Annotated in this window: 18 protein-coding genes; 6 read left to right on the forward strand and 12 right to left on the reverse strand. The window is 41.5% G+C overall.

The annotated features are described in order from the left end of the window. Positions 1-65 precede the first annotated feature (65 nt). The 4 genes from WG904_RS15230 to WG904_RS15245 all read left to right on the forward strand — a co-directional run bounded on the left by WG904_RS15230 (position 66) and on the right by WG904_RS15245 (position 8,122). Complete coding sequence (locus tag WG904_RS15230; RefSeq protein WP_339580195.1) at positions 66-2,465, forward strand: ABC transporter permease; 2,400 nt, start codon at positions 66-68, stop codon at positions 2,463-2,465. A 92-nt stretch (positions 2,466-2,557) separates the two neighbouring features. Further along, the gene (locus WG904_RS15235; protein WP_339580196.1) at positions 2,558-3,238 is read left to right on the forward strand and encodes an ABC transporter ATP-binding protein; all 681 of its coding nucleotides are present in this window, start codon (positions 2,558-2,560) and stop codon (positions 3,236-3,238) included. 31 nt (positions 3,239-3,269) lie between these two features. Continuing rightward, positions 3,270-5,663, forward strand: coding sequence for an ABC transporter permease (locus tag WG904_RS15240; protein WP_339580197.1), 2,394 nt, complete (start codon positions 3,270-3,272; stop codon positions 5,661-5,663). Positions 5,664-5,704: 41 nt separating this feature from the next. Next, complete coding sequence (locus tag WG904_RS15245) at positions 5,705-8,122, forward strand: ABC transporter permease (protein WP_339580198.1); 2,418 nt, start codon at positions 5,705-5,707, stop codon at positions 8,120-8,122. Between the two features lie 258 nt (positions 8,123-8,380). Here WG904_RS15245 and WG904_RS15250 read toward each other — a convergent pair whose 3' ends face one another. After that, positions 8,381-8,539 carry a hypothetical protein gene (locus tag WG904_RS15250; RefSeq protein ID WP_339580199.1) on the reverse strand — a complete coding sequence of 53 codons (159 nt, stop codon included), beginning with the start codon at positions 8,537-8,539 and terminating at the stop codon, positions 8,381-8,383. Positions 8,540-8,720: 181 nt separating this feature from the next. Next, a complete protein-coding gene (locus WG904_RS15255) occupies positions 8,721-9,005 on the reverse strand; it encodes a helix-turn-helix domain-containing protein (RefSeq protein WP_339580200.1) in 285 nt (94 codons plus the stop codon). Positions 9,006-9,206: 201 nt separating this feature from the next. Between WG904_RS15255 and WG904_RS15260 the strand changes: the two genes are divergently transcribed. Further along, the gene (locus WG904_RS15260) at positions 9,207-9,956 is read left to right on the forward strand and encodes a LytR/AlgR family response regulator transcription factor (protein ID WP_339580201.1); all 750 of its coding nucleotides are present in this window, start codon (positions 9,207-9,209) and stop codon (positions 9,954-9,956) included. A 27-nt stretch (positions 9,957-9,983) separates the two neighbouring features. Here WG904_RS15260 and WG904_RS15265 read toward each other — a convergent pair whose 3' ends face one another. Further along, positions 9,984-10,124: a hypothetical protein gene (locus WG904_RS15265; protein ID WP_339580202.1), complete on the reverse strand. Its 141-nt coding sequence runs from the start codon at positions 10,122-10,124 to the stop codon at positions 9,984-9,986. 114 nt (positions 10,125-10,238) lie between these two features. Here WG904_RS15265 and WG904_RS15270 point away from each other — a divergent pair, with 114 nt between their 5' ends. Continuing rightward, positions 10,239-11,366: a sensor histidine kinase gene (locus tag WG904_RS15270; RefSeq protein WP_339580203.1), complete on the forward strand. Its 1,128-nt coding sequence runs from the start codon at positions 10,239-10,241 to the stop codon at positions 11,364-11,366. On the opposite strand, the gene WG904_RS15275 is transcribed toward WG904_RS15270, so the two are convergent. The 9 genes from WG904_RS15275 to WG904_RS15315 form a co-directional block, all read right to left on the reverse strand. Next, positions 11,284-14,076, reverse strand: a complete 2,793-nt coding sequence (locus WG904_RS15275; protein ID WP_339580204.1) for a lantibiotic dehydratase — start codon at positions 14,074-14,076, stop codon at positions 11,284-11,286. The genes WG904_RS15270 and WG904_RS15275 overlap by 83 nt on opposite strands. 707 nt (positions 14,077-14,783) lie before the next feature. Beyond that, positions 14,784-15,248 (reverse strand): anti-sigma factor, encoded by a 465-nt coding sequence (locus WG904_RS15280; protein ID WP_339580205.1) that lies wholly within the window; start codon positions 15,246-15,248, stop codon positions 14,784-14,786. After that, positions 15,245-15,817 (reverse strand): RNA polymerase sigma factor, encoded by a 573-nt coding sequence (locus WG904_RS15285; protein ID WP_339580206.1) that lies wholly within the window; start codon positions 15,815-15,817, stop codon positions 15,245-15,247. Before WG904_RS15285 ends, WG904_RS15280 begins: the two co-directional genes overlap by 4 nt. Before the next feature lie 43 nt (positions 15,818-15,860). After that, positions 15,861-16,610 (reverse strand): GLPGLI family protein, encoded by a 750-nt coding sequence (locus WG904_RS15290; protein WP_339580207.1) that lies wholly within the window; start codon positions 16,608-16,610, stop codon positions 15,861-15,863. 6 nt (positions 16,611-16,616) lie between these two features. After that, entirely contained in the window at positions 16,617-19,373 is a 2,757-nt protein-coding gene (locus WG904_RS15295; protein WP_339580208.1) for an outer membrane beta-barrel protein, read from the reverse strand. A 36-nt stretch (positions 19,374-19,409) separates the two neighbouring features. Then, entirely contained in the window at positions 19,410-19,718 is a 309-nt protein-coding gene (locus WG904_RS15300) for a hypothetical protein (RefSeq protein ID WP_339580209.1), read from the reverse strand. 207 nt (positions 19,719-19,925) lie between these two features. Then, positions 19,926-20,348 (reverse strand): DUF1573 domain-containing protein, encoded by a 423-nt coding sequence (locus WG904_RS15305; RefSeq protein ID WP_339580210.1) that lies wholly within the window; start codon positions 20,346-20,348, stop codon positions 19,926-19,928. 10 nt (positions 20,349-20,358) lie between these two features. Then, positions 20,359-21,501: a hypothetical protein gene (locus WG904_RS15310; protein ID WP_339580211.1), complete on the reverse strand. Its 1,143-nt coding sequence runs from the start codon at positions 21,499-21,501 to the stop codon at positions 20,359-20,361. Positions 21,502-21,963: 462 nt separating this feature from the next. Beyond that, positions 21,964-22,668: a LytR/AlgR family response regulator transcription factor gene (locus WG904_RS15315; RefSeq protein WP_339580212.1), complete on the reverse strand. Its 705-nt coding sequence runs from the start codon at positions 22,666-22,668 to the stop codon at positions 21,964-21,966. Positions 22,669-23,026: the final 358 nt, after the last annotated feature.

Below are 23,026 nucleotides of genomic sequence, written 5' to 3' on the forward strand. Positions count from 1 at the left end.
AAGCTTTTGCAATGTCTTGATACTTGATAATCACTACTTGATATTCACTAATAGATACTTAATAAATGTTCAAACTTAATCTAAAAATCGCCTTAAGAAACCTTTGGAAGTATAAGGGGTACACTGCAATTAACATATTTGGCCTTTCCATTGGCCTGGCAAGCTGTTTACTGATCTTCATCTTTGTAAGGTATGAAACTAGCTATGATAAAGACTTTGCTAATAGCGATAGAATTTATCGTATAGTTACGGAGTGGAATTATGCAGATGGGAATGATTTCTATTCACAGGGCGTTCCACTTCCATTAGCGCCCGCAATGCGTAATGATTTTTCCCAATTCGAAAAAGTAGCTGCGATACAACACAGTGATGGAATTATTAAAGTGCAACCAGAAAATGGCAAGCCCGAAATTAAGAGTTCAGAAGAGGTGTATTATGCCGAACCTGCATTTTTCGAAATTTTTAGTATCAAGTGGCTTTCTGGGTCTCCAAACCAAGCACTAAAAGAACCAAACGGTGTTGTACTTGCAGAAAAGACGGCTAAAACCTATTTTGGTTCTTGGCAAAATGCTATCGGCAAGCGTATTAATTTTGATAGTAAAACTGAATATAAAGTAACGGGAATTATTGAAGACAGTGCGCCAAATACAAGCTTTCCGATACGAATTGTATTCAGTTATGCGTCTTATAAAAGCAGAAATTTAACAGAATGGGGTTCGGTTTCTTCAAATTCTGAGTGCTATGTACTTCTTAAAGCAGGGGTAACCGCTAATCAACTTGCAAGTCCGCTCAAACAGTTCATTAACAAATATGAGCAGGATGATAAGGCACCTGGAAAAGTTGGACATCAATTTCAAGCCTTAAACGATATTCATCATAACGACAGGTATAGCAATTTTGCGGGTACCACAACCCCCTTTAAGCAGCTTATTGGTATAAGTGTTATTGGTTTATTCTTGTTGGTAACTGCCTGTATCAACTTCATAAATCTAGCTACAGCTCAAGCAATTAGTCGTTCGAAAGAGGTGGGTGTTCGTAAAGTAATGGGGAGCAGACGTAAGCAACTTATTTGGCAATTTTTAAGTGAAACTTCACTAATTACATTTATAGCACTTTTATTTGCTTGCGTGTTAACCGAATTAGCCTTACCGGGAATGGAAAGCTTATTTGGGGCAAATGTTACATTCGGTTTGTTTACTCACCCTGTCATTTTCCTATTCTTATTGGCGATGCTAGTGTTGGTAAGTTTCCTTGCGGGATTATATCCAGCCATGGTAATGTCGGGCTTTAGCCCTGCTTTAGCCATTAAAAACCGAGTAAGCACTGCAAATGCTGGAGGAGTAGGCTTGCGCAAAACCTTGGTAGTGGTTCAATTTGCTATCACAGCGATATTGATTGTAAGCACATTGATCATTATTAAACAGATGAGCTATATACGTGATAAACCGCTGGGTTTTGATACCAAGGCGGTAGCTATGATCAGTTTGCCCTATGATAGCCTTAGTCAACTCAAACACGCCACTTTTAGAAACCAAATACTATCGCTAAAGGGTGTTAAGGACCTGTCTTACACTACTGGAGCTCCATCGTCTGAGAACAATAATGAAACCAGTTTTAGATATAATAATAGTTCTGAGTCGGCCGATTTTCAAGTAAATACTAAAGTTGCCGACGAGCACTACTTTGATACCTTTGGTTTAACCTTAATTGCCGGTAGAGCCATTGCAAAAAGCGACACGATTAAAGAATTTGTAGTGAATGAAACGTTGCTTAAGAAGCTAAATGTTAAGCACCCTAACGAAGCCATTGGCAAAATGATAAGTTTGTGGGGGGCGAAAGCTGCTATTGTTGGCGTAGTAAAGGATTTTAATAACTACTCTCTACACGAAACGATCGCTCCGATTGCTATTTTTTCTAGAAAAAAAATGTACAACAAATTAGCCATTAAACTAGAATCGAAAGAATTGGTTGAAACAATGAAAGAAATCGAAAAAGCATATAATGTTACCTTCCCAGATTATGTATATGAAGTGAATTTTATAGACGACCAAATCACCAACTATTACCATACCGAACAAGTAATGGGTACTTTATTTAAGGTGTTTGCTGGTGTAGTTATTTTCATTTCGTTCATTGGTTTGTTTGGTTTGATTTCGTTTGTGGCCACTCAACGAACACGAGAGATTGCAATTCGTAAAGTTCTTGGTGCATCGAATTTGGAATTAATTAAGATGTTAAACAGTTCGTTTTTATGGATGGTATTAGTTGCGAACATGGTGGCGTGGCCAGTAGCTTATATTTTTGTAAAACAATGGCTATCGAGTTTCGAATATCGAATAGATTTAAGCATTTGGCCATTTGTACTTGCGATGATTATTTCGATGTCGATTACCTTAATTACGGTAACCTTGCGCTCGTATCGCGCGGCTAAGGCGAATACGATAGATGCGTTAAAGTACGAATAAAGCACTAAAGTTTATAGTCAGAAAGTACGAAGATAATTTTTTAAAACAGATCAGTGTAATAAATAAAACGGTGTAATGAACCGCGAAACGATATGATAGAACTAAAAAATATAGAAAAATATTACGCCAATAAAGGGGTGAAAAGTTACATTTTACGTCACGTAACAACGAGTATTAAACAAGGTGAATTCGTTTCGATTATGGGGCCTTCGGGTGCGGGTAAATCTACACTGCTTAACATTTTGGGCATGTTAGAAGAACCAACCTATGGAGAATACCATTTTATGGGAGAGGATGTAACCGCCATGAACGAACGTAAGCGGATCGAATTGTATCGAAACCATATTGGGTTTGTATTTCAAGCGTATCATTTAATTGATGAGATGACGGTTGCTGAAAATATTGAAGCACCCTTGCTTTACAAGAAAATACCTGGTGCTGAGCGTAAGAGTCGCATAGCTGATGTATTGGATCGCTTTAATATGGTGGCCAAGAAAGATTTATTCCCCAATCAGCTATCGGGTGGGCAGCAACAGCTCGTAGGCATCGCTAGAGCCCTTGTAGCGCAACCATCTATCATTTTGGCCGACGAGCCAACTGGGAATTTACAGTCTGCCCAGGCCGAGCAAATTATGGATCTGTTTAGAAAGCTTAACCAAGAAGAAAATATCACTATTCTTCAAGTAACACACTCCGAAAAGAATGCACAATTTGGGAATCGAATATTAACGATAGAAGATGGGGTAATTAAAGAAGATGTTACTGTAAGGTAATTAGCTAATTGACAAATTTACGAATTAAACCATGTTCAAGCTCAACCTAAAAATCGCCTTAAGAAATATCTGGAAAAATAAGCTAACAACATCAATAAAGCTTATTGGTTTAATTGTTGGAATGAGTACTGTTGTGATTTTGGTAGCCTATGTATTTTTTGAGTTATCTTTCGATCAACACAACAAAAATGTAGATCAGATTTATCGATTGCAGTCTGTAAATAGTAAAACGCAAAAAGAAACTATTTATTTACCATCAGGACTAGCTAAAATGCTTATGGATGAAATTCCAGAAGTAAGTAACGTAACGATGTTGCGGAGTAATGATGCACAAGTTAAAGTGGGAGATAATTTTTTTAAAGGACATTTGGTCGTTACTGAAAATGCATTTTTTGATTTATTTACTGCTCCACTCGTTGTGGGCGATTCTAAACGTTTGTTAAAAGAACCCAATACGCTGATCATCTCCGAAAGCTTCGCCAAAATTTTATTTCCAAATGGAGATGCGCTTGGGCAACATATTAACTTGGTAAATTATCCAAATGCTTACCAAGTGGTGGGAATGATGAAAGACTTGCCTAAAACATCACATTTTCAAGGAGATTTGATGACTGGAACTGATCTTTCGCAAAAGTTAAATTGGAGAGGGTATTCGGCTATTCCTCAATACATCCAATTAAAAAAGGGTGCATCACCATTAGCCGTAATGAAGAAATTAAAAGCACTGTATAAAAAATACGAATTTCCAGAGAATGTAGAATTAAAGCTAATGCCCTTAAGTAAAATCCATCTTTACTCACATACTGAAAGTGAGATGGAGGCAAATAGTGATATTATCTATGTTTATATTTTCTCAATAGTTGCTTTCTTTATTCTCTTAATCGCTATTGTAAATTTTATTAATTTAACGGTGGCCGCATCAATTAAAAGAGCGAAAGAAATAGGTGTGAAAAAGGTGATGGGTGCCTCTGTTTCCCAACTAAAACTTCAATTTTTAAGCGAAAGCTACCTTTATTTTGCTTTTTCAGCGTTAATCGTTTTAATTTTAACGCACGATCTTATCCCGTTTATTGGCTCGAAAATAGGTGTTGATATTTCTTTATCAGCCATGTTAAATTTTAAAACGATGTTAATTTCATTTACAATTATCGTTTTATCAGGATTTATAGCAGGCCTATATCCAGCAATTATTCTTTCTAAACTCATGCCTATAAAAACCTTAAAAGGTTATACAGGGCACATTTCGGGAAAGTTTGGTTTTAAAAAGGTGTTAATGATTTTCCAATTTTCTATTTCTGCTTTCTTAATTGTTTGCACCTTGGTCATATATTCCCAACTAAATTATATAAAGGATAAGCACTTAGGTTTCGATAAAGAGCAAGTGCTGGTTTCTTCATTCAATATTTTTGGAAAGGGCCTTACCGGTTTTAAGGAAGAATTAATGCATAAGGCAGCTATCAAATCCTTCAGTATATCTTCATTTAATCCAGGTAGTTCTTATGGCGGTTCGTCATCTTGGACAAATGATAAAGATACCACAGTATATAGAGCCGATCATATTTATGCCGATTTAAACTTTATTTCTACCTTAAATATTAAAGTGCTAAAAGGGAGGTCCTTTTCAGCGAAATTTGGTTCAGATATTCGTGATTATGCTAAAGCTGCTGCAAATGTTCCTTACGAAGAATATAAGAAGATCATCGCTCAGCAACCTATTCTGTTGAATGAAGCGGCCGTAAAAATGCTAAACCTAACGAATCCTATTGATACGGTATTGAGTTATGGGGGCTTACAAGGAAAAGTTATTGGCGTTGTAAGCGATTTTAACGGCATGTCGCTCCACCAAAAAGTTACCCCTGTGGTTATTGATTTAGAGATGAATAGCGAAGCGGGGTATTTATATATAAAAACAAACTCAACTCATTTAGCCTCAACAAAAAATAGGATTGAGCAAGTGTGGAAAACACATTTTCCATCCATTCCTCCAGACCTTCAGTTTATGGATTCACATCTCGAAAAATTATACCAATCGGAGATGAGATTAGGGTCTACATTTATCTCCTTTGCCGGAATTGCCATTTTCCTTTGCTGTATTGGCTTATTTGGAATGGTTTATTTCGATCTAGAACAAAGAACGAAGGAAATTGCCGTACGTAAGATTTTAGGCGCATCGGTTAAAGATTTATTAACGCTTCTAAATAGTAGCTTTATTAAAATAGTGATCGTTGCTAACGTATTGGTATGGCCTGTAGCCTACTATCTAGTTAAGGAGTGGTTAAATGGCTTCTATTATCGAATCGAACTATCGTATCTGCCTTATCTAATTGCCATTTCCATCTGTACACTACTTACTTTGCTAACTGTCTCGCTCCAAGCCATCAAAACCGTTAAAAAATCGCCAGTAGATGCCCTTAAGTATGAGTAGTAACCCAATACCCAACCAACCACCCAACAAACCCATAAACTATGTTCAAACTCAACCTAAAAATCGCCCTTCGAAATTTATTTAAGAACAAAGTGTATGCGGCCATTAACATTGGTGGCTTAGCGCTTGGATTAACAGCCTTTGTACTTTTGTTGCTTTTCGTGAATCACGAAACTAACTATGATAAATGGTCGCCCGAATTGAATAGGGTTTATCAACTAAGAGAGCATCACGATTTCTTTACACCCGATAATCAGCAGCACTGGATGACATCTACCGAATCTCGAATTGGGGCATTGGTTAGTGATAAGGTACCTCAATTTAAGCATGTTACAAAATTGGGAATTAGTTGGGGCGAAGGCTATTCTGTTAAATTGGAAAATGCCGATCCTATATTGATTAAAGATATTAGAGATGCCGATTCCTCTTTTTTTAAGGTTTTTCCATATCAGTTTGTGCAAGGTGATCGATTAACCGCTATCAGTAAACCCAATACAATTGTTCTAAAGAAGAGTACCGCACTTAAACTTTTTGGTACAGAACAGATACTTGGTAAACAATTAAAATTACTCATGTGGCGCACAGATGAGGGAAGAACCGTAACGGTTACCGGCGTTGTCGAAGACCCGTCGACCCCACAAAGTGCTAATTTTAATGCCATCTTGCATACAGGCGAAAGGGAGCAAGATCCAGATCAAATTGGTAGTTCTAATTATTGTGAAATATATGCGTCAGCGCTGCAAGAATTAGATACAACTGCTGTGAATAAAGTACTTCAAAAAGTATATGTAGATTATAAAAAAGCTTCTTTTGCACAGCGTGATATTAAATTCGATGATTTTTATAAAAATGGTAAAACACCTGGTCTAAAAATGGTTCCATTACAGGAAGTATATGCTAAACCCGATCTCGCCCAGAATTGGCTCGATAAAATCAAACCCATAATAGCTCTTTCCATCTTTTTACTTTTAGTTTCTATCATCAACTTTGTTAATCTAGCCACTGCCCAATCGGTACAACGGGCTAAAGAAGTTGGTGTTAAAAAAGTATTAGGTGCCTATAAAACGCAATTGGTGATTCAATTTTTAATGGAATCGGCCATACAAACCCTTGCATCCTTATTTATTTGTGTGATTTTGGTGGAGGTATTATTACCTGCATTCAACAATCATTACGAGATAAATTTAAGTTTTTGGCATAGTAAGCAGCTTATAGCTATCCTCTTCCAAATGTTTGGCTTATTTGTATGCATCACTTTCTTAGCTGGTTTTTATCCAGCATGGGTGCTATCAAAATATAATCCAGTTAAAGTATTGAAGGGAAATTACGAGAGTGGCATAAAGGGCATGGCTTTAAGAAACGGATTGGTAATTGTACAATTCATCATCGCAGTAACCTTTATTATTGGAATAGGGGTAATGCAGCAACAAACCAGTTATGTAGCCAATAAAGATTTAGGTTTTAATCGAGACAAGTTAATCAATATCTCAACAAATTATGATGAAGGAGACCCATTTGTAGAAGAAGTAAAGCGAATTCCCGGTGTAAAGTATGTAGCTACTACAACACAGGTAATGGGTAATACATTTAACTCACCAAGAGAAATTACGTTTAAAAATCAGAAATACGATATTAACAATGTTACCGTAACCATGGATGCACTGCCCGCATTAGGTGTGCGGGTGATGAGTGGACGCATTTTTTCGCCAGAATTTATGCAAGACACTATCAATAGTGTGGTAATTAATGAGGCGGCAGCTAATTTATTAGGTAAAAATATGGTTGGCAAAACCTTTACTTCAGGAAAGCAGAATTACATTTTTCAGGTAGTTGGTGTAATTAAAGATTATAACAATGAAGGATTTGATAAAGCAGTTTTACCTACCATTTATAAAGTTACCCACTTGGGAGGTTCCTCAAATACAAATAATTTGCTGATACGTTTTGATAGCGATAATTATAAATCAGCCATGGTTGCTATTGCAAATGCTTGGAAAAAGCATTTCCCAGATTTTCCGATGAAATACATTTCAGTTGAGGATGCTTTCCAAAATGCCATGCAATCTACTCGCAAACAAATGCAAATTATTGTATTGTTCAGTATTATTTCAGTAGGGCTTTCTTTATTGGGACTATTTGCATTATCAACCTTTATGGCGAAAAGAAGGACAAAGGAAATCGCTATCCGTAAAATTTTAGGTGCCTCGAATTTTCAACTGGTAAATATGCTAAATCGCTCCTTCTTGGTATTGGTAATTACTGCCAACTTAATCAGCTGGCCCATCGCTTTTATCGTAACACAAAAATGGTTAGAGAGTTTTGCATATCGCATTGATATGCCGATTTGGCCTTTTGTGATTGCAACGTTATCATCCATCGCTATTGCAATATTTACGGTGAGCTTACAAGCTCGTAAAGCTGCGGTAAATAATCCAGTTGATGCGTTAAAGTATGAATGATGTAAGATTAATCATTCTCAATGCAGAAAATGAAGCGTTACTCAATCTAAAAATAAATCGTAATTTAGGGCATCAAATTTATATCGATGAACCATTGGCTAGTCAAATCAGAACTTCACCAACTTTTTGGGCTAGACTTGCCTTGCATGAATTTTGTCAACGGTTTTGTCAACAACCACACTAAAAACCCCTTTAGATCATGAATAAACCACAATATTGGCTAGTAAAGAGGTAATGTACTAGTCGAAAAAAGTGGATTCAAACCTGCCGCAGGGCATTATTAATTATTTCAAATTTACGAAAAAAGTGCGATTCCAGCAAGCTTTGTTCACTTAGCCCATCTTCCAGCCATTGCTGAAGGCCATGGTGCAGGTGCTTGAGGCTGTCAAGACTGAGCTTTTCTTTAAGGAAGGTCATCGGATCTTTTCTTTGCTCTAGGCTTAGCCAATAGGGCTGGGCATAGGCATCATCGGCTCTGCTCTCAGGATTAGAAATACATCATCATCATCATCATCAATTGACCAAAAATTGAGGGTCTAGTGAAGGGTTGAGTGATGATAGGCAGCGCACACGTAATAGGCACCATCTTAAGGGAGGTTTAACCGTAAAGCTCCTGCTGTCGCGGGGGACGGGCAATGAACAAATGACTTTTTCCGCTGGGCAACGCCTTCTCACAACTGAGCACGCGTTGGATCAGCTCGATGGGGTCGATCTGATAGAACTGGGCAAGGGCGCATAGCTTGGAAAGAGGGATTTCAACCTTGTTATTTTCGTAGCGTTCATAGGTTGGTCGGCTCACGATTAACTGGTCAGCCAGTTGCTTTTGGCTGTAGTGTTTCGCTTTTCTGAGGTGTTTTATGATGGTGCCTGCAAAAATAGTCATGGGGGTAGCTGTTTAGGGGTGTTGGATATCTTAAGAGCATAATATCAGTGCATAAGTTATCGGCAGGAAGGGGGATTTGCAATTGTTTTATACCGAAATGGTAATTTTAGCGACCGAAAGTATGATTTTCGGGACGAAGCTGATAGTTATTTGTGAATTCACTGTTTTTTTGTGCATATTTATCCATAACAATCGAGATATATGTACTCCTGCATAATAATAGATGATCAAGCCCATGCTATCCAAGGGCTGACCCAGTATATCGAATCGGTTCCCGAGCTCAACCTGATCAAAGCCTATACCGATCCGCTGGTGGCCCTGCGGGAAATCGATAGCTTGGGTGTGATCGATGTGCTGTTTTTAGATGTGGATATGCCCATGATCAACGGGATCGAGCTAGGGCGGGAAATCAGGAAAAAAGTAAAGAAATTGGTCTATACCACAGGGTATACCAAGTATGCCTTTGAGGCTTTTGAACTCGATGCAGATGGCTACCTGCTCAAGCCCTTCTCCCTAGGAAAGTTTATCCTATTGGTCAACAAGATATTTCCGGAGCAGCGAGGGGTGAACGCTGGATTTTTATCGGAAATACCTAAACAGAAAGATTTTTTCTTCGTCAAAAGCAAGGAGGAGGAGCTGCAAGTGGTAAAGGTCAACTTCAAAGACATTGTAGCAGTGGAAGGGCAAAGAAACTATGTGCTGATCCATACCTTGGCTAAAAAGATAATGACCCGTATCTCACTGGGGGAAATGGTGAAGTTGCTGGCAGATTATCCGGGGTTTTTGCAAGTGCATCGAAGTTACCTGGTCAACCAACGGCAGATTGAAGTAGTGGATGGCAATACGGTTAAATTGAGTAACGGGACCAAAATTGTGGTGGGTAATGCCTTTCGCGATCAGTTTACGTCGTTTATCGTGGAGTGGTCACTTAAAGCGGGAAAACAGCTGTAATCCCGCAAAAAGTAGATCAACGCTAGATTAGCAGGTAAGTGAAGTAGTGGTCGTATTGGTCGTTTGTGTGGTTAATTCGGTCTCTCTTGCGGCCTTGCCTTTTAGACGTTTAGCGGATTGGTACACAAATAAAGTGCTTGGACTGATTTTTAGGTTTTTCTGTTTCATAATGTTGGATTTTTTATGAAACTTAGCGCTTGTGGAAAGACACTTAAAAAATATTATACCGATAAGGTGTTTTCCTATACGGAAAGGCTAATTTTCGGGACAGAACCCTAACGTATGAGTTTAAAAATTTGGAAATGGATGGCCGGCAATAAGGTGCATGTGATTGCTTGGGCCTTATATGTTGCCTACGATCTAGGTTTTGCCAGCTTGATCAGTGGGCTCCTGCCCAGTCCGATCATCGACCCCCTTCATTTTGCTATCAATATCTTTTTCTTTTACTTCAACGCCCACGTGACCCTGCCTTGGGCTTTGAAAAACAGGTTTAGGATAATCTATCTATTGGTACCAGTGCTCGCCCTTCAGATGACAGTCTATATCCTTGTGCATTTCGGTTGTGATAAGTTACTTATCGCTCTGGAGCTTATCCATTTAAAGAAGGTATATGTGCTCAGCATTCAGGTCATCACTCGGAACCTGTATCGGGGCATGTACTTTTTGGGTTTTTCTACGGGCTACTATTATTTACGAGTTTATTTGAGCCAGCGGAAGAAAACCGTGGAGCTCGAGCGCGACAAGCTGTTCGCAGTCATTGAAAGGCAGGTTGTGGAGCAGCAACTGGTTAGCGCGCAGAATGCTTTTTTAAAGGCGCAGATCAATCCGCATTTTTTGTTCAATACTCTTGATTTTATCTATCATGACGTTAAAATAAGCTCACCTAGGGCTGGAGAGGCAGTGATTCGTTTATCGGAAATGATGCGCTTCGCCATTGACTCGAGTGAACTGGGAAACACTGTTGAGCTTGCAGACGAGATTGAGCAAGTGGAGAATCTGCTGGCGCTGTATCAGCTCCAAAATGGAAAGGATCTGAATTTGCACTTTTCGTATACTGAAGACGTGAAAGGTCTGCATCTGATCCCCTTGGTTCCGTTGACGTTGGTCGAGAATATCTTCAAGCACGGGGATCTTACGAGCTCCGAAGACATCGCTGTGATACAGCTAGCGGTTATAGCAAATCGCTTCTGTCTGCAGACTCGTAACAGGATTGCAGCCCGTAGCGTTGCCAAGAGCAACCGTTCTGGACTTGCTAATATCCAAAAAAGGCTGGCCAATGCCTACGGCCACGAGCTGGTTTTTCATTATGATATCGTCGAGCAGTATTTTAAGCTGACGATCGAAATTCCCCTGCAGCTTTTGCAAGCGCCGCGCGTCGAAGGAGTAGCTGGGAAAGGTACTGGTAAATGATTGTTTCGTAGATCCGTTGATGGCCAGTGAATAACCGGTTGACGTGCATATGGATCAAATCGGCTAGTAAATTCTCCTTTGTTCGCTCGGTTTCGCAATTTGCCACCACAGCTTCGAAAGCTTCTTTCCATTTTCTCCGTATTCCAGCAGTGGGGGTTAAGGCGAGCTGTTCTAAATTGCCTTGCAGTTGCTGAAAGGAGGCGTTGATCTTTTTGAAGGTAGCCGTGTCCAGCTGCATTTCAGCAGCAAAGCGCTGTGCATAGCGCTGGATAAAGGGCAGTTGTAGCGGTTGGTTTTGAAAACAGTACCGGCAGAGCTCCATCACGGCATGAAGGCCGCTAGCGATAAGTTGGTCGATGGTCGGTTGTTTTTTGAGCAGCTGTAGCACGTAGCGGCTGTCCTGACGAAAGAAAGCTTCCACAAGCGCCATTCTTGTCGATCCATAACGCAGAAGCTCTGGGCGATAGCTGGGCAGCTTGATGTCGCTAATCAAACCCTGCTTTGCCAGCGGGTGAAGGAGCATCTGCAAGTCATTGAGTAAGCTAAGACCCTTTACTGGATCTTTTAAGTACAACCGTAACCGGATATGAGCCGAGGGGTCGGTGTAGCGGATGAAGAACCAGTTTTTAATCAAAGCCGAATGTGTCGTGAGAAATGGCCAGATCAGCTTTATTAGCAGCGCATTAGCGCTGCTGGGATGAACGTAGATTTCTACGTACAACCACTTTGAACCCGGAAGATAAACCTCGGTCGGTGAGGAATGACGAGGAGGATTTGGAACGTACACTGATGCTTTATGATAGAAATTAGCAATATACTCCCCAGTATACTGGTTTTTATGTTCGTCTTTGAGTAATGTCGAGTTATCTAGCAGCGCCTCGGTTAGATAGAACGCCTCGGGCTGTTGTTTTCCGTATCCTAGTAACCCTTTAAGGTCTTCGGCTCGATGCGGGTCGATGGTAAGCGATTGGTCGGTTTCACCCACCTTAAAGACAAAGTCGATTTTCGAATCTGCTAGCCAAGCGGATAAGCTTTGTTTAGTAGTTAGGGCCTGGGTTGGGATTTTCCACTGGGCTGGGGAGACGATGATGTCCCTGAATTCCACTCTGGGATAATGGTCCAGGCCAGGAAAGTACTGCTGCAGGTTCAGCGATAACCTAGTAATTAGTCCTTGGCTCTGAACATCGCAGAGGAAGCGGTAAACCGAGAGATCTGAGCGGCTGTGGTTATAGGATGAAGCGATCCGGGGAATCAGGCGCTTTCCAAGGCTCTTGGATTTCAGGATGACCTGGCCGCCTTCTACGGTTACGAGAATATCCTCCATGTCCAGGGGCTGGGCGTGTTGGGACCAGCTCAAAATAGGGAGCTCTGCGGAATAGAGCAATTGCCTTCGGTTCACGTTGTCAACCTTTTTTTCTGATTGATAGCCCACTTCAAAGAAGATTACACCGGGATTGGCCGCGGTTTCAAGGTCGACAATTTCCCTAGCGAGGGTTTCAATTTCCCCACCGCAGTGGGTAAACCTACCAAGTAAGGAACTGGCCGTACAGCCCCCTCCGTAGGAGAGTACTACCCTGTCCTTATAGCGGTGGAACAGGAAGCTGAGGGTATTGGGGAGTTGGTTTTTTTCTAGGGGATTGTAGGTGAACTCGGAGAGTTCGATGGGCGAACGTTTTAATATCCCATTTAATAAAAACTGCTGCAGTTTTCCGTAAGAGAGGTTTTCCTGATCGGCTTGGCCTCCTAACTTCAGGATGTGGCCGATCAAAGGGTCAGCGTGTCTGGGCTGGGCAAGCCCACCGTAGCCGATACCTATTTCTGGGTCCATTATTCGGGTCAAGGGGATTTCCTGGCTTTCAAAGCGGCGGGAAAAGGCGTGGATGAATTCCACAAGGTCGGGAGGGGTAGGAGACCCAAGTTGGCTAGCAAAAAAAGCAATCAGCGCGGGAAAATCCTTGAGCAATTTGCCCTCAAAGTTGCCACTTTCAATTCTACGTTCGCTAAGGATATAATTGCTGGGCTTTTTAGATACGGGAAGCTGTAAGCGGGTAAAATAATCTTCTCCGGTAATGTTGGGGTGTCGGTCGGTGATCAGCAGCTGCAGATCCACCAGTTGAGCGAGTAGCTTTTTCGCATCAACTGGATCCATGTTAAAGGTTTTCTCTAGTAGCTGGAAGAGTACCTGGGGACTTGTCTTTCGTTTGCAGGTCAATAGAACTAAATTGAGGATGGGCTGGGCGTTTACGGCCGAGAGTTCAAACTGGTTCCCTTCGCACTTGAGGTAGCGGATTTGCTTTGCTGTAAAGTAGAGGGAAGAATTGGTTAAAAAAGCAGTGGCTTTCTCAGCAGAGCGTAGCTCAAGATTGTCTTTTTGACTCCAGTCGATGAATTGATGCTGCTGTAGGGTTTGTGATAGGGTGATTTCTGGGGTAGGATGATAGGTTAGTGGAAGCGTACTGATTGCGGCAAAAGAACCAAAGGGGGTCGCTCTGTATTTTGCACGGTTAAAGTATTTCCAGAGCGTGAACCAAGTCTTTTCATCAAGATGCGCCAAGTCTTCAGGCTTTACTCCCTGGACGAGTTTATGGAATTCGGTTGAGGATTCCTCAATTTTGTCAAGCAGCTTTTTTAATAATTCTTCTAGGGTTTGGTTGGTGCCAAAGGCAGGGGTCCGGCAGATCAGGCGTTCAAATGGCTTCATGTTTTTCATGGTGGAGAATTAGGTGTTAAATTGATTTATTAGTTACTAAAGTAATCGTTGTTGAAAGATAAAGAAATTGCAAATAGGGAGGTGGACACAATAGATCGATAGACGATTGGGCATTTGATGTACGACTATTGATGCTTGGAATGGTGCAAATGAGAATGACAGAGGCTAGATTTAAGGTGCTTATTGTCTTTTGATCCGGGCGACGTAGGCTCAAACTGCTTTTTTACATCAGATAGTGAAGCTGAAATCTATGGATCCCATAATTGAGGAAGATAGGCATAACTCCATGACTTCTATCCAATAATCGACATTGAGGGGGATTATTCGATTTTGAAAAGCTTTACGCCAATATGCCTTTCAGTACGCAATCGATATCAACTATCGTGAGTTGACGGAAGTTGAATGCACGGTGCTGACGGAGGTAAGGGTTATGATTTCGCTCGGGTGCATTGCGAGCAGTTGTGGCAATTATTTTGTACCCTTGAACCTATCGATTTTCCTCAAGAGGGTTGTTGGTGTATACAAAAAATAGATGGAGTAGTTAACCGCTTTTTGAGATGGTTCGCTACGGGCTCGGAGCTAAAATGAGTTTGTTTTTGCTAAATATCTCCATTGGTTTCACTTGAAGATTGTTCTGGTTGAATCAAAGGAACCTAAATATACCTAGCACCGGTTTCGGAAAACCTGGTGCAGATTGATCGTTATCGTCACAGCACGGGCTTTGTCAAGCGATTATAGGCAATAAACCTCAATACAAAAAGGCTTAGGGTAAGGCAAAAACCTGTTGTTGCAAGCAATAGGATCGAACTGCTGTACTTATCGACGAGGTTCAGGATCTGGTTACTGGTGCCGGCCAGCGCCATCAATAATAACATGGACAGAAAGCAGAAAAGGGCAAGGGGAAGCAAAATCCATTTTTCCAAGGGAGTCGGTTCTATCTTTGCCGTTGGGCAATAGTCGGACAGATAGCGCTCCAGGAGCCGCGCTTTTAAAGCTGGATTCGGCGCCGGCAGCGCAGGAAATCCTGTAGCCAGCTGTCTGTTGTACTGCTGGATCTTTTCCAGCCTTGCATTAAGCAGCAGATCGGTGGAGGAAGAGATTTCCTGAGCGAGCTCTGCGGGCAGCTGGCCGTCTACAAAATCCCAAAGCATTTGGTCGGTTATGGTTTTCATGTTCGATAAGTTGATATTTTTGGTTCTAAAAGCTGTTTTATCCTTTTACGGGCCCTGAACAGCCGTGCTTTGATTACGTTTTTCTCCAGGTTCAAGATCGAGGAGATTTCTTCGATGCTCTGCTCGTTGAGATAATATAACTCCAAAACGATCGCATCGGCTTCCCCAAGTTGGGAGATGGCCGTGCGGATTTCATTTTTAAGTACTTTTTCATCTGCTGGGTAGGAGTTCCAGTTGTCGATTTCTAGCAGATCGGTATACTGCTGTTCAAGGTCATCTAGTAAGACAAGCCTTTTTTTCTTTCTCACCTCCGATATCGAGGTGGTAAAGATGATCCGGTAGAGCCAGGTGCTGAACTTGGCCTCCGCTTTGTAGGTAGGCAAACTTTTGAGCACTTTTAAGAAGACATCCTGGGTGATTTCTTCCGCCAGTTGCCGATTATTCGTAGTGAATTTCATGGCCAGGTTGAACGCAAATGATTGATATTGGTCCAGCAGCAGGCCAAAGGCACGTGGGTCACCACCTAAGATCTTTTCGATCAGTGCTAAGTCCTTTTCAACGTTCGGCATCCGTGCTAGTCATTAGGGTCTTTGGGTAATGATGGTCCTGGTTCTAAAATAACGCATTTTTAATGACATTTTTTTTCACCGGGCCCAAGCGGGTCAGCGTGTTCAAGAATGTCTGAAATTCGGTTAGGTTATACGGAATTCCAGTAGTTGGGACATCAGACTCCTTGATCTGTACCGGGGCGACGGTGACTTTAGTTGCAAACCAGGTGACATGCTCTGCGGGAATGGCCAGGCCCAATATCATTCCTGGAAGTCCATTGAAGAGCTCGGGGCCACCGTTGGAAATCACATCGGTAGCATAAAAGGCAACGACATAGATCGAATCCATCAGTAGGCCGTTAGCGCGTTTGCACCGGTAGCCAGCGATTTCGCGTGTTTCGGTCGTTAATTTCCATTTGATGCTGCGCACGGTATCTTTTAGTACATACTGCTTGTTGAAGATTTTCTTTTGGCTACTGAACTTTCCTGAGGAATAATCAGTGAAAACGATGTTGTTTGAGGTAGACTGTCCAATGGGGCTTTTGATTTCCAGTTGTTCCGCGGGCTGGTAGAGGGTGCTACTGCCGTTAAAACTGAGCTTGTAAAAGTACTCCTCGAACTGAGGGTTCTTTTGTTTGTAGTTTTCAAAATTCGCAGGTCCTTCAGGATCATTAGCATAAATTTCTTTTAAGATCGCATAGTTGTTGATCTTCTTTTCAAAAAGGATGGTGCCCTGGTTGGCAACTTTGGTCTGCGCAACAGCGTGTAGGGAGAAAACTGCGATGAACAGGGCAAGATTAATTAAGTTTTTCATTTCTTGTTATTTAGGTGAGGGAAGTAATCCAAGTTTATTGATGTCGTAAATCAAAGTGAGCATAAAATTCCTTGCGATAGTAGTGTAGGTATTTTGAGTGAACCTGTTTTCGATTGTTGATCGGTTGAACCCTTGGTTCTGGTTCAGCAGATCATTCGCAGAAAGCTTTAAGGAAATTCGATCAGAAGCGAGATTTTTAGTCAGTGCGGCATTCCATAGAACCTGATTGAAACTGGTGTACATGGCACTGCTCTTTTGTTGGAAACGAAAGGTAGCTCCGGTGTACAGGCGAAATGATTTATTGATGGAATAGTTGACCGCGGGGATGATCGTAAAGGTAAAAAAGGCTTGGTTGAAAGACTTGTCGAGCGAATTTTTAAAATCGGTGTAATTAATGCTTCCGTAAACAGAAAGGTCATAGACGTTTGGTTTTAGCTTGTTCAACCCTAATGCGTTGGAATAGGCGTTATTGGAGGACTTGTTCATTTGCCCATTGCTGAAGTTAAGTTGCTTATTCAATAGGAAAAGGGCATTGGCAGTCAGGCGAAGATCCCACAAATCAAGCTTTCTACCGTATAAAAGATTAATGTTGGCGTTTGTAGTGTTCCTATTTTTTACGTTCAAGTAGGAATAATTGTTTACTCCGGCGGCCGAACTGGTAAAGGTAGGGACAATCGGATCCTGTATGAGGGCGATCGAACCGTTCAGGAGCAAGGTTTCTTCCTTTTCTGGGATATAGTCTTTTGCCAAAAGTTTCACCGTATGTCGAATGGACGGGTCCAAGAGCGGATTTCCCGTATAAAGATTGAACGGATCCTCATTGAGAGTGATCGGCTGGAGCTGGGCGAGCTCGGGAATGATGTTGTCCAGCGCATATTGTAAAGTAATTGAACGTTGCGAAGTAAAGGCATATTTCGCACGGAATTGTGGCCTGAGGAAGGTGTACTTCCTGAAGAGGGACGATTGATCGATCCTGTTGGTCTGTGACAACCGCAATAGGTTTATTTCTGCGGTAGTGTTTACAGACAGCTTTCCTTTTTTATAGCGATAAGTGGCCGATGCATTGTGGGCAGTTTCGTCGAAACGGTAGTGGCTACTAAGGCGCGGCTCAAGTTCGCTATAGCTCCGGTCTTGGGCCTGATTGAAGGTCTGCACATTGGCTTGGCTGTGGCGAAGAGCACTGGAAAGTTCAAACAGTAGCGAGGTACTGCGCGAAAGCGGCTCGGCATAGAGTAGTTTTGACTGAACATGGACTAACGAATAACGATTTTGCTTGGACTGATCTACTTTTACGGTGCTGTCAATGCTGGTGCTTGGGTCATTGTTGTTAAAGAAGGTACTCAAAGAGGAGAGACGGTCATTTTCAGTACCGGTTTTATACCCTTGGATAGCTTCCAATGAAAAACTTCTTCCCTTTTTTTTTAGTTCTTGGTTCCAATTGAGCCTGGAACTCAGATTCTTTTGTCTTTGTTGATGGGCTAAATTTCGATTGCTCCAGTTCAACAGGTCATAAGCTGGTGTGCTGATTTGCTGGGCGACAGTTTGCTCGGTATCGATTCTGTCTAGGGAGAGATCCACTACCGCTGCTAATGTAGCGCTGGTCGAGGGGTGATACTCATAGCTTACTTCTCCTTTGTGACGAAGGCTATGGTTGTTGAACTGTTGATCATATCGGGTAAAATTGCTCAGTTGGGGTAAATTGGTCTGGACCAAGCTATTGTTTTCGCCCGAGACATCCAGATTGGCGATTTTTGCATTAATATTGATCCCATGTTTGTTTGCATTCCATCTATTGGAATAATGCAAACCACCGGTCTGAACCTCGGGGATGCCTTTTCCGTCAAAACTTCCGTTCCAGCCCTCACCTCCGGCAAAGTTTTCCTCATCCTGCCAACTGAGTCCCACTAGACCATTGTTGCTGAAGATACCGTACATGGCCAGCTTTTCTTTATTTCGGAAAGCGTTCAACATAAGCTGGCCCTGATAATAACCTCCATTGCCTGCACCGCCCTCTATTTTGCCAAAATAGCCGTTCTTTTTGTCCTCTTTGAGGGTAAGGTTTAAGGTTTTTTCTTTGGCATCCCCATCCATTTTTTTAGTCAATGTACTTCCGGATTCTGCTGCATCATAAACTTGTACCTTTTCGACCATATCTGCCCTAACATTTCTGGTGACTAGGGTAGGGTCGGAGCTGAAGAATTCCTCTCCATCGACGAGTACTTTTTTAATGCTTTGGTTTCCGTAGGTAATTTTTCCATTCCCATCGATCCTTACATTGGGCATTTGTTTCAGCAGGTCTTCTACCCTGGCATTGGGTGCGACTTTGAAACTATCGGCTAGAAATTCTATAGTATCTCCATTCATCGAGATGGCCCGTAACTTCTTTCCCTTGATGACCACTTCATTTAAGGTCAGTGACTCTTCTCGAAGGGGAACTATGCCAAAATCGATCACAGCCTGAGAAGAACTATTAATGGAGAAGGGTATCGAGCGATCCTGATACCCGGTCTGGGATACGGTTAGGATAAATGCTCCTGGCCGCAGCTGATTGAACTTAAAATTCCCTTGTTCATCTGCCCTAGTTCCCTTAACCAGTACCGAATCCTTTTGGTTCAGGATGGCAATAGAAGCATACGGGAGGGCTTTACCGGCAAGGGTATCTTTAACAGTCCCTTTTAAGGCTACGGCCGGATTTACCTGAGCCTTCACCACGGTGCAAATGCCACAGGCCAGTAGTAAAAGTATAAAGGGGATGTGTTTCATCAGTTAGGGATTTTGGTCGGCGCTGGAATACTAAGCTTACTTGTTCGTGAATTTCTGTGCGATGATCATTGAAATTCCAGCGGAAAAGGTGAGAAAGACTACGTAAACCAGCATGCCATATCGCTCAAAGAACAATTCATTTACAATAGTGGCCAAAGTGATACCTATGGAGATGCCCGTTAATATAATCCCGATGGTGAGCAACGCTCTAGGATTTTTTTCCTTGGTGTCTTCGTTCCGTTGAAGGCGAATGAGATTTTCTTTGTATTTCAAATATGCGATGCCAAAGGCTAGAAGGAATACACCTGCTATTAGGCTGATCGATAAGGCTTGTACAAAATTCATATGTTGTGGTTTTTAAGTTATACTCCTTAGACGTTTCTCGCAAACCCATGGTTACCGCTTAGCTGAAAATAAATCATCTCTTTTTTCCTGGATCAGAGAAACCAATCCTATGGCAAAACGCCAGCCTAAAAAACTGACCTAGCGCTGCCCTATACGCGCTATCCACGGGATTGGGCTGCCTTGGGGTAAAGGTGTTCCAGTCTTGATTTAAGGCTTTACGCTGAAATTAAGTTTCAGCAGATAGAGTTTAGCTTCGGTATTGGCAACGATGGTCGAATTAAGTTCATTTTTACCGACTTTATTTTTGGTAGAAACCGAAAGCGATATGCTTGCAGTATCCATCGGCTGGATCAGTTTTTTTGAAATATGGAAGTTGGTACATTCACAGTCTGGCTGTATGCTAATGATCCGAACGGGGTCTTTGCCTGTGTTCTGGAAACCAAACTTTCCAACTAATAAAGTGTCTTTGCTAACCGTGCCGAAATCAATGCTCTGCTTTTCAAATGCTAGTTTTCCAGCCAGTATTTTAGTTGTGTCTACCGTACTTACATTGGGAATTTTGTTCTTGATCTTACCCTGGCAGGCAATCAGTAGTGGCAATGCCGCTAGGTAGATAAATCTTGTTTTCATTAGGCTTGGCTTATAATTTAAATCGGTAGATCTTAGCTGTGGCATTTTCGATGTCCAATTTGATGTTGGAATAGAAGTATGGTGCAATGTAGCCTTCCACGCGGAAACCAATGGGTACATCAATATCGGAAATCAAGGTCTTGCCCAGATAGATCTGTAGTCCGTCGGTTGTGGCGGTACGGTTTTTATGGTACCCCCTAAAGGTGAGGTTAAGGTCTTGAAAATGCTTCATAAAGGTGTAGTGTCCGGTTACTTTAACTTGTTCCTTGTAATTCTCGCTAAATTTCCTGGGATCGGTTTGGTTCTTATAGCGAAGGTCCATGTCCCTACCTTGGAAACCGAAGGAATTTAGTACCTCGAAATCGTCATTGACAACATATATAAGCGAATCAACAGGGAACGACGTCAAAGTTTTTTTTTCTTGGAAAGCGTCGATGTATGCATACCCGAAGGCAAGGGTTTGAATGTTCTTTTTATAGATGGGGGGCAATTTGCCATATACTTTTTCTACATAGCCGTTTTCAAGGTTCATTTTTCCGATGATCTTAACATCTTCCGCATAATTGGCCAATGTTGGGTTTAGCTTGGGATGTTGAGAAGCGACTGGGAAATATAGGGTTTCATTTGTGCCAAATATTCTTCCGTTATAAAGCAGAGAAAACATGCCATTGTCCTCTAGGTCTGGATTGTTGATCAGCTGCTGCTGTGTTTTGGAAGAGTGCCAATTGATCTGGAAATCATTAATTCGGTTAAACTCGAGATCAAACATATAACAATCGTATCCCGTTCCGATGAAAATGGAGTTTCCATTGGGAAGGAAGGAAAAAAGCATAATGGACTTTATCGGCAGTTCATTCTTTGCGGTTCCCTGTCCGAGAAAACGTTGGAGTATTTTTCCCTGTTGATCGAACTTATAGACAAAACCAAATTTTGAATCGATGAAATAGATATATTTATCGTAGAGGGCAGTTTGCCCGATATAGGAACTGTTGAACGGTGGTAGGGTGAGCGTGTCGAGCGATAAGGTTTCGAATTTAATGTTTTTGATACTACTGTTTTTCGCACTACTATAGTCGATTGGTTTCTGCTTGCAGGCAGGAAGAGTGATGATCAGCACGAGCCCAAATAGGCAGGCTTTCAGGGATTTATCCATTAGAAGTTAAATGGTGTTAAATGTAATCGGTGGAATAATTATAATAGGGCAGTTCTTTGGTTCACAAAGAACTGCCTTAATCCTCTAATTTGCTTCTGAGTCGTCGCAGTTTGAATTGTAGAGTTGACATAAAATGTTCTCACCGCTAGCACATAGACCGCCACCATTTGAGGCTAGACATTTGTCGTTGCCACCCCAGAATGCACAATAACATTTAACAACAACGGGATTTTCGGTCGCTTTTGCGAAGTTTACTGCAGAAAGGCTAATCAATGCTGTCATAGCCAATCCTTTCATTAGATTTTTAATCATAATTCAATGGTTTAAGTTTTAATTATAAACCAAGCTAAAGACAATTGTCAGGCTGAGCAAATTTTTCCGTCGACAGCCAAATGCTTGGCGTGAATGCTAATTTGTTCACCGTTAAATACGAAAATGGAGGGTTATACAACAAATTCTATTTTAATTGTGGATGATCGACATCAATTGGTCTCGAAATTGATTTCCTAGCGGGAGGGTTACACCCGTGCCCAGAACGATACTTTTGCCTTCAATCACCCTTATATGTGTGATGTTTACAAGAAAAGATCGGTGAACACGGACAAAGGTTTTCGAGGGGAGTTTTTCTTGAACCGTACTAATATTCATATGGGTGGTAATCCGTTGACCAGCATGGTGTATGAGGATGGAATGATCCACTGCTTCCAGGTGGGTTATGGCGGCCAGTTCCAGCTGAACGACCGTTCCTTTTATTCCTGGATTTACAAAAATATGAGTTTGCAGCGTACGGTAATGGACTACTTTTTTCCAGGATATCTTGCTTCTTGTTTTAACTACGCATCTTACAAAGGCCTCAAACGAAAAAGGTTTCAACAGGAAGTCCATAGCGTTGGTTTCAAAGGCAGCCATTGCATATTTTGAATGAGAGGTTGTGAATACGACACCAGTCTCAGGAGGAAGCATCCCTGCAAGCGCAACACCGGATAGCTCTGGCATTTCAACGTCTAAAAAAACAAGATCGGGTTTATTCCTGCTAATTTCTTCTAAAGCGAGCAGCGGACTTGTATTGCTGCCAGCAAGGAGAAGATGAGGGGTTCGTCGGATATAGTCCGACATTGTATCGATAGCATGTTTTTGATCATCAATAACGTAACAGGTTAGTACCATGTAGGGTGTTTTCCACAAGATAATGGAAATTCAGTTTTTTCACAAATGCCATCCGCTAAGGCTAAGCCTGCCAATTGTGCTTGCAATATTTCGATGTTCTTTCAGGACTTCATTTTTTTTAAATGTAGTTACTCTTATTTTTTCCATTCTGTTCCGTCATTTTGCGTTTAAATTCAACATTTACATAAATAGAGGTACAGATTTCAACAACTATGAGCTCTTTTTTGGGTGAGAATGTTTAGCCGAATTAGCCATATTGTTTAGTCAACGCTATTGAGAATGTAAAAAAATAGAGCATTTAGAGTTAAGTATTTTGTTTCTCATAGTGAGCCAGTTTCCTCACCAAGCTGCTGCCTAG

The organism is Pedobacter anseongensis (genome assembly GCF_037482965.1).
Classification (GTDB): domain Bacteria; phylum Bacteroidota; class Bacteroidia; order Sphingobacteriales; family Sphingobacteriaceae; genus Pedobacter; species Pedobacter anseongensis.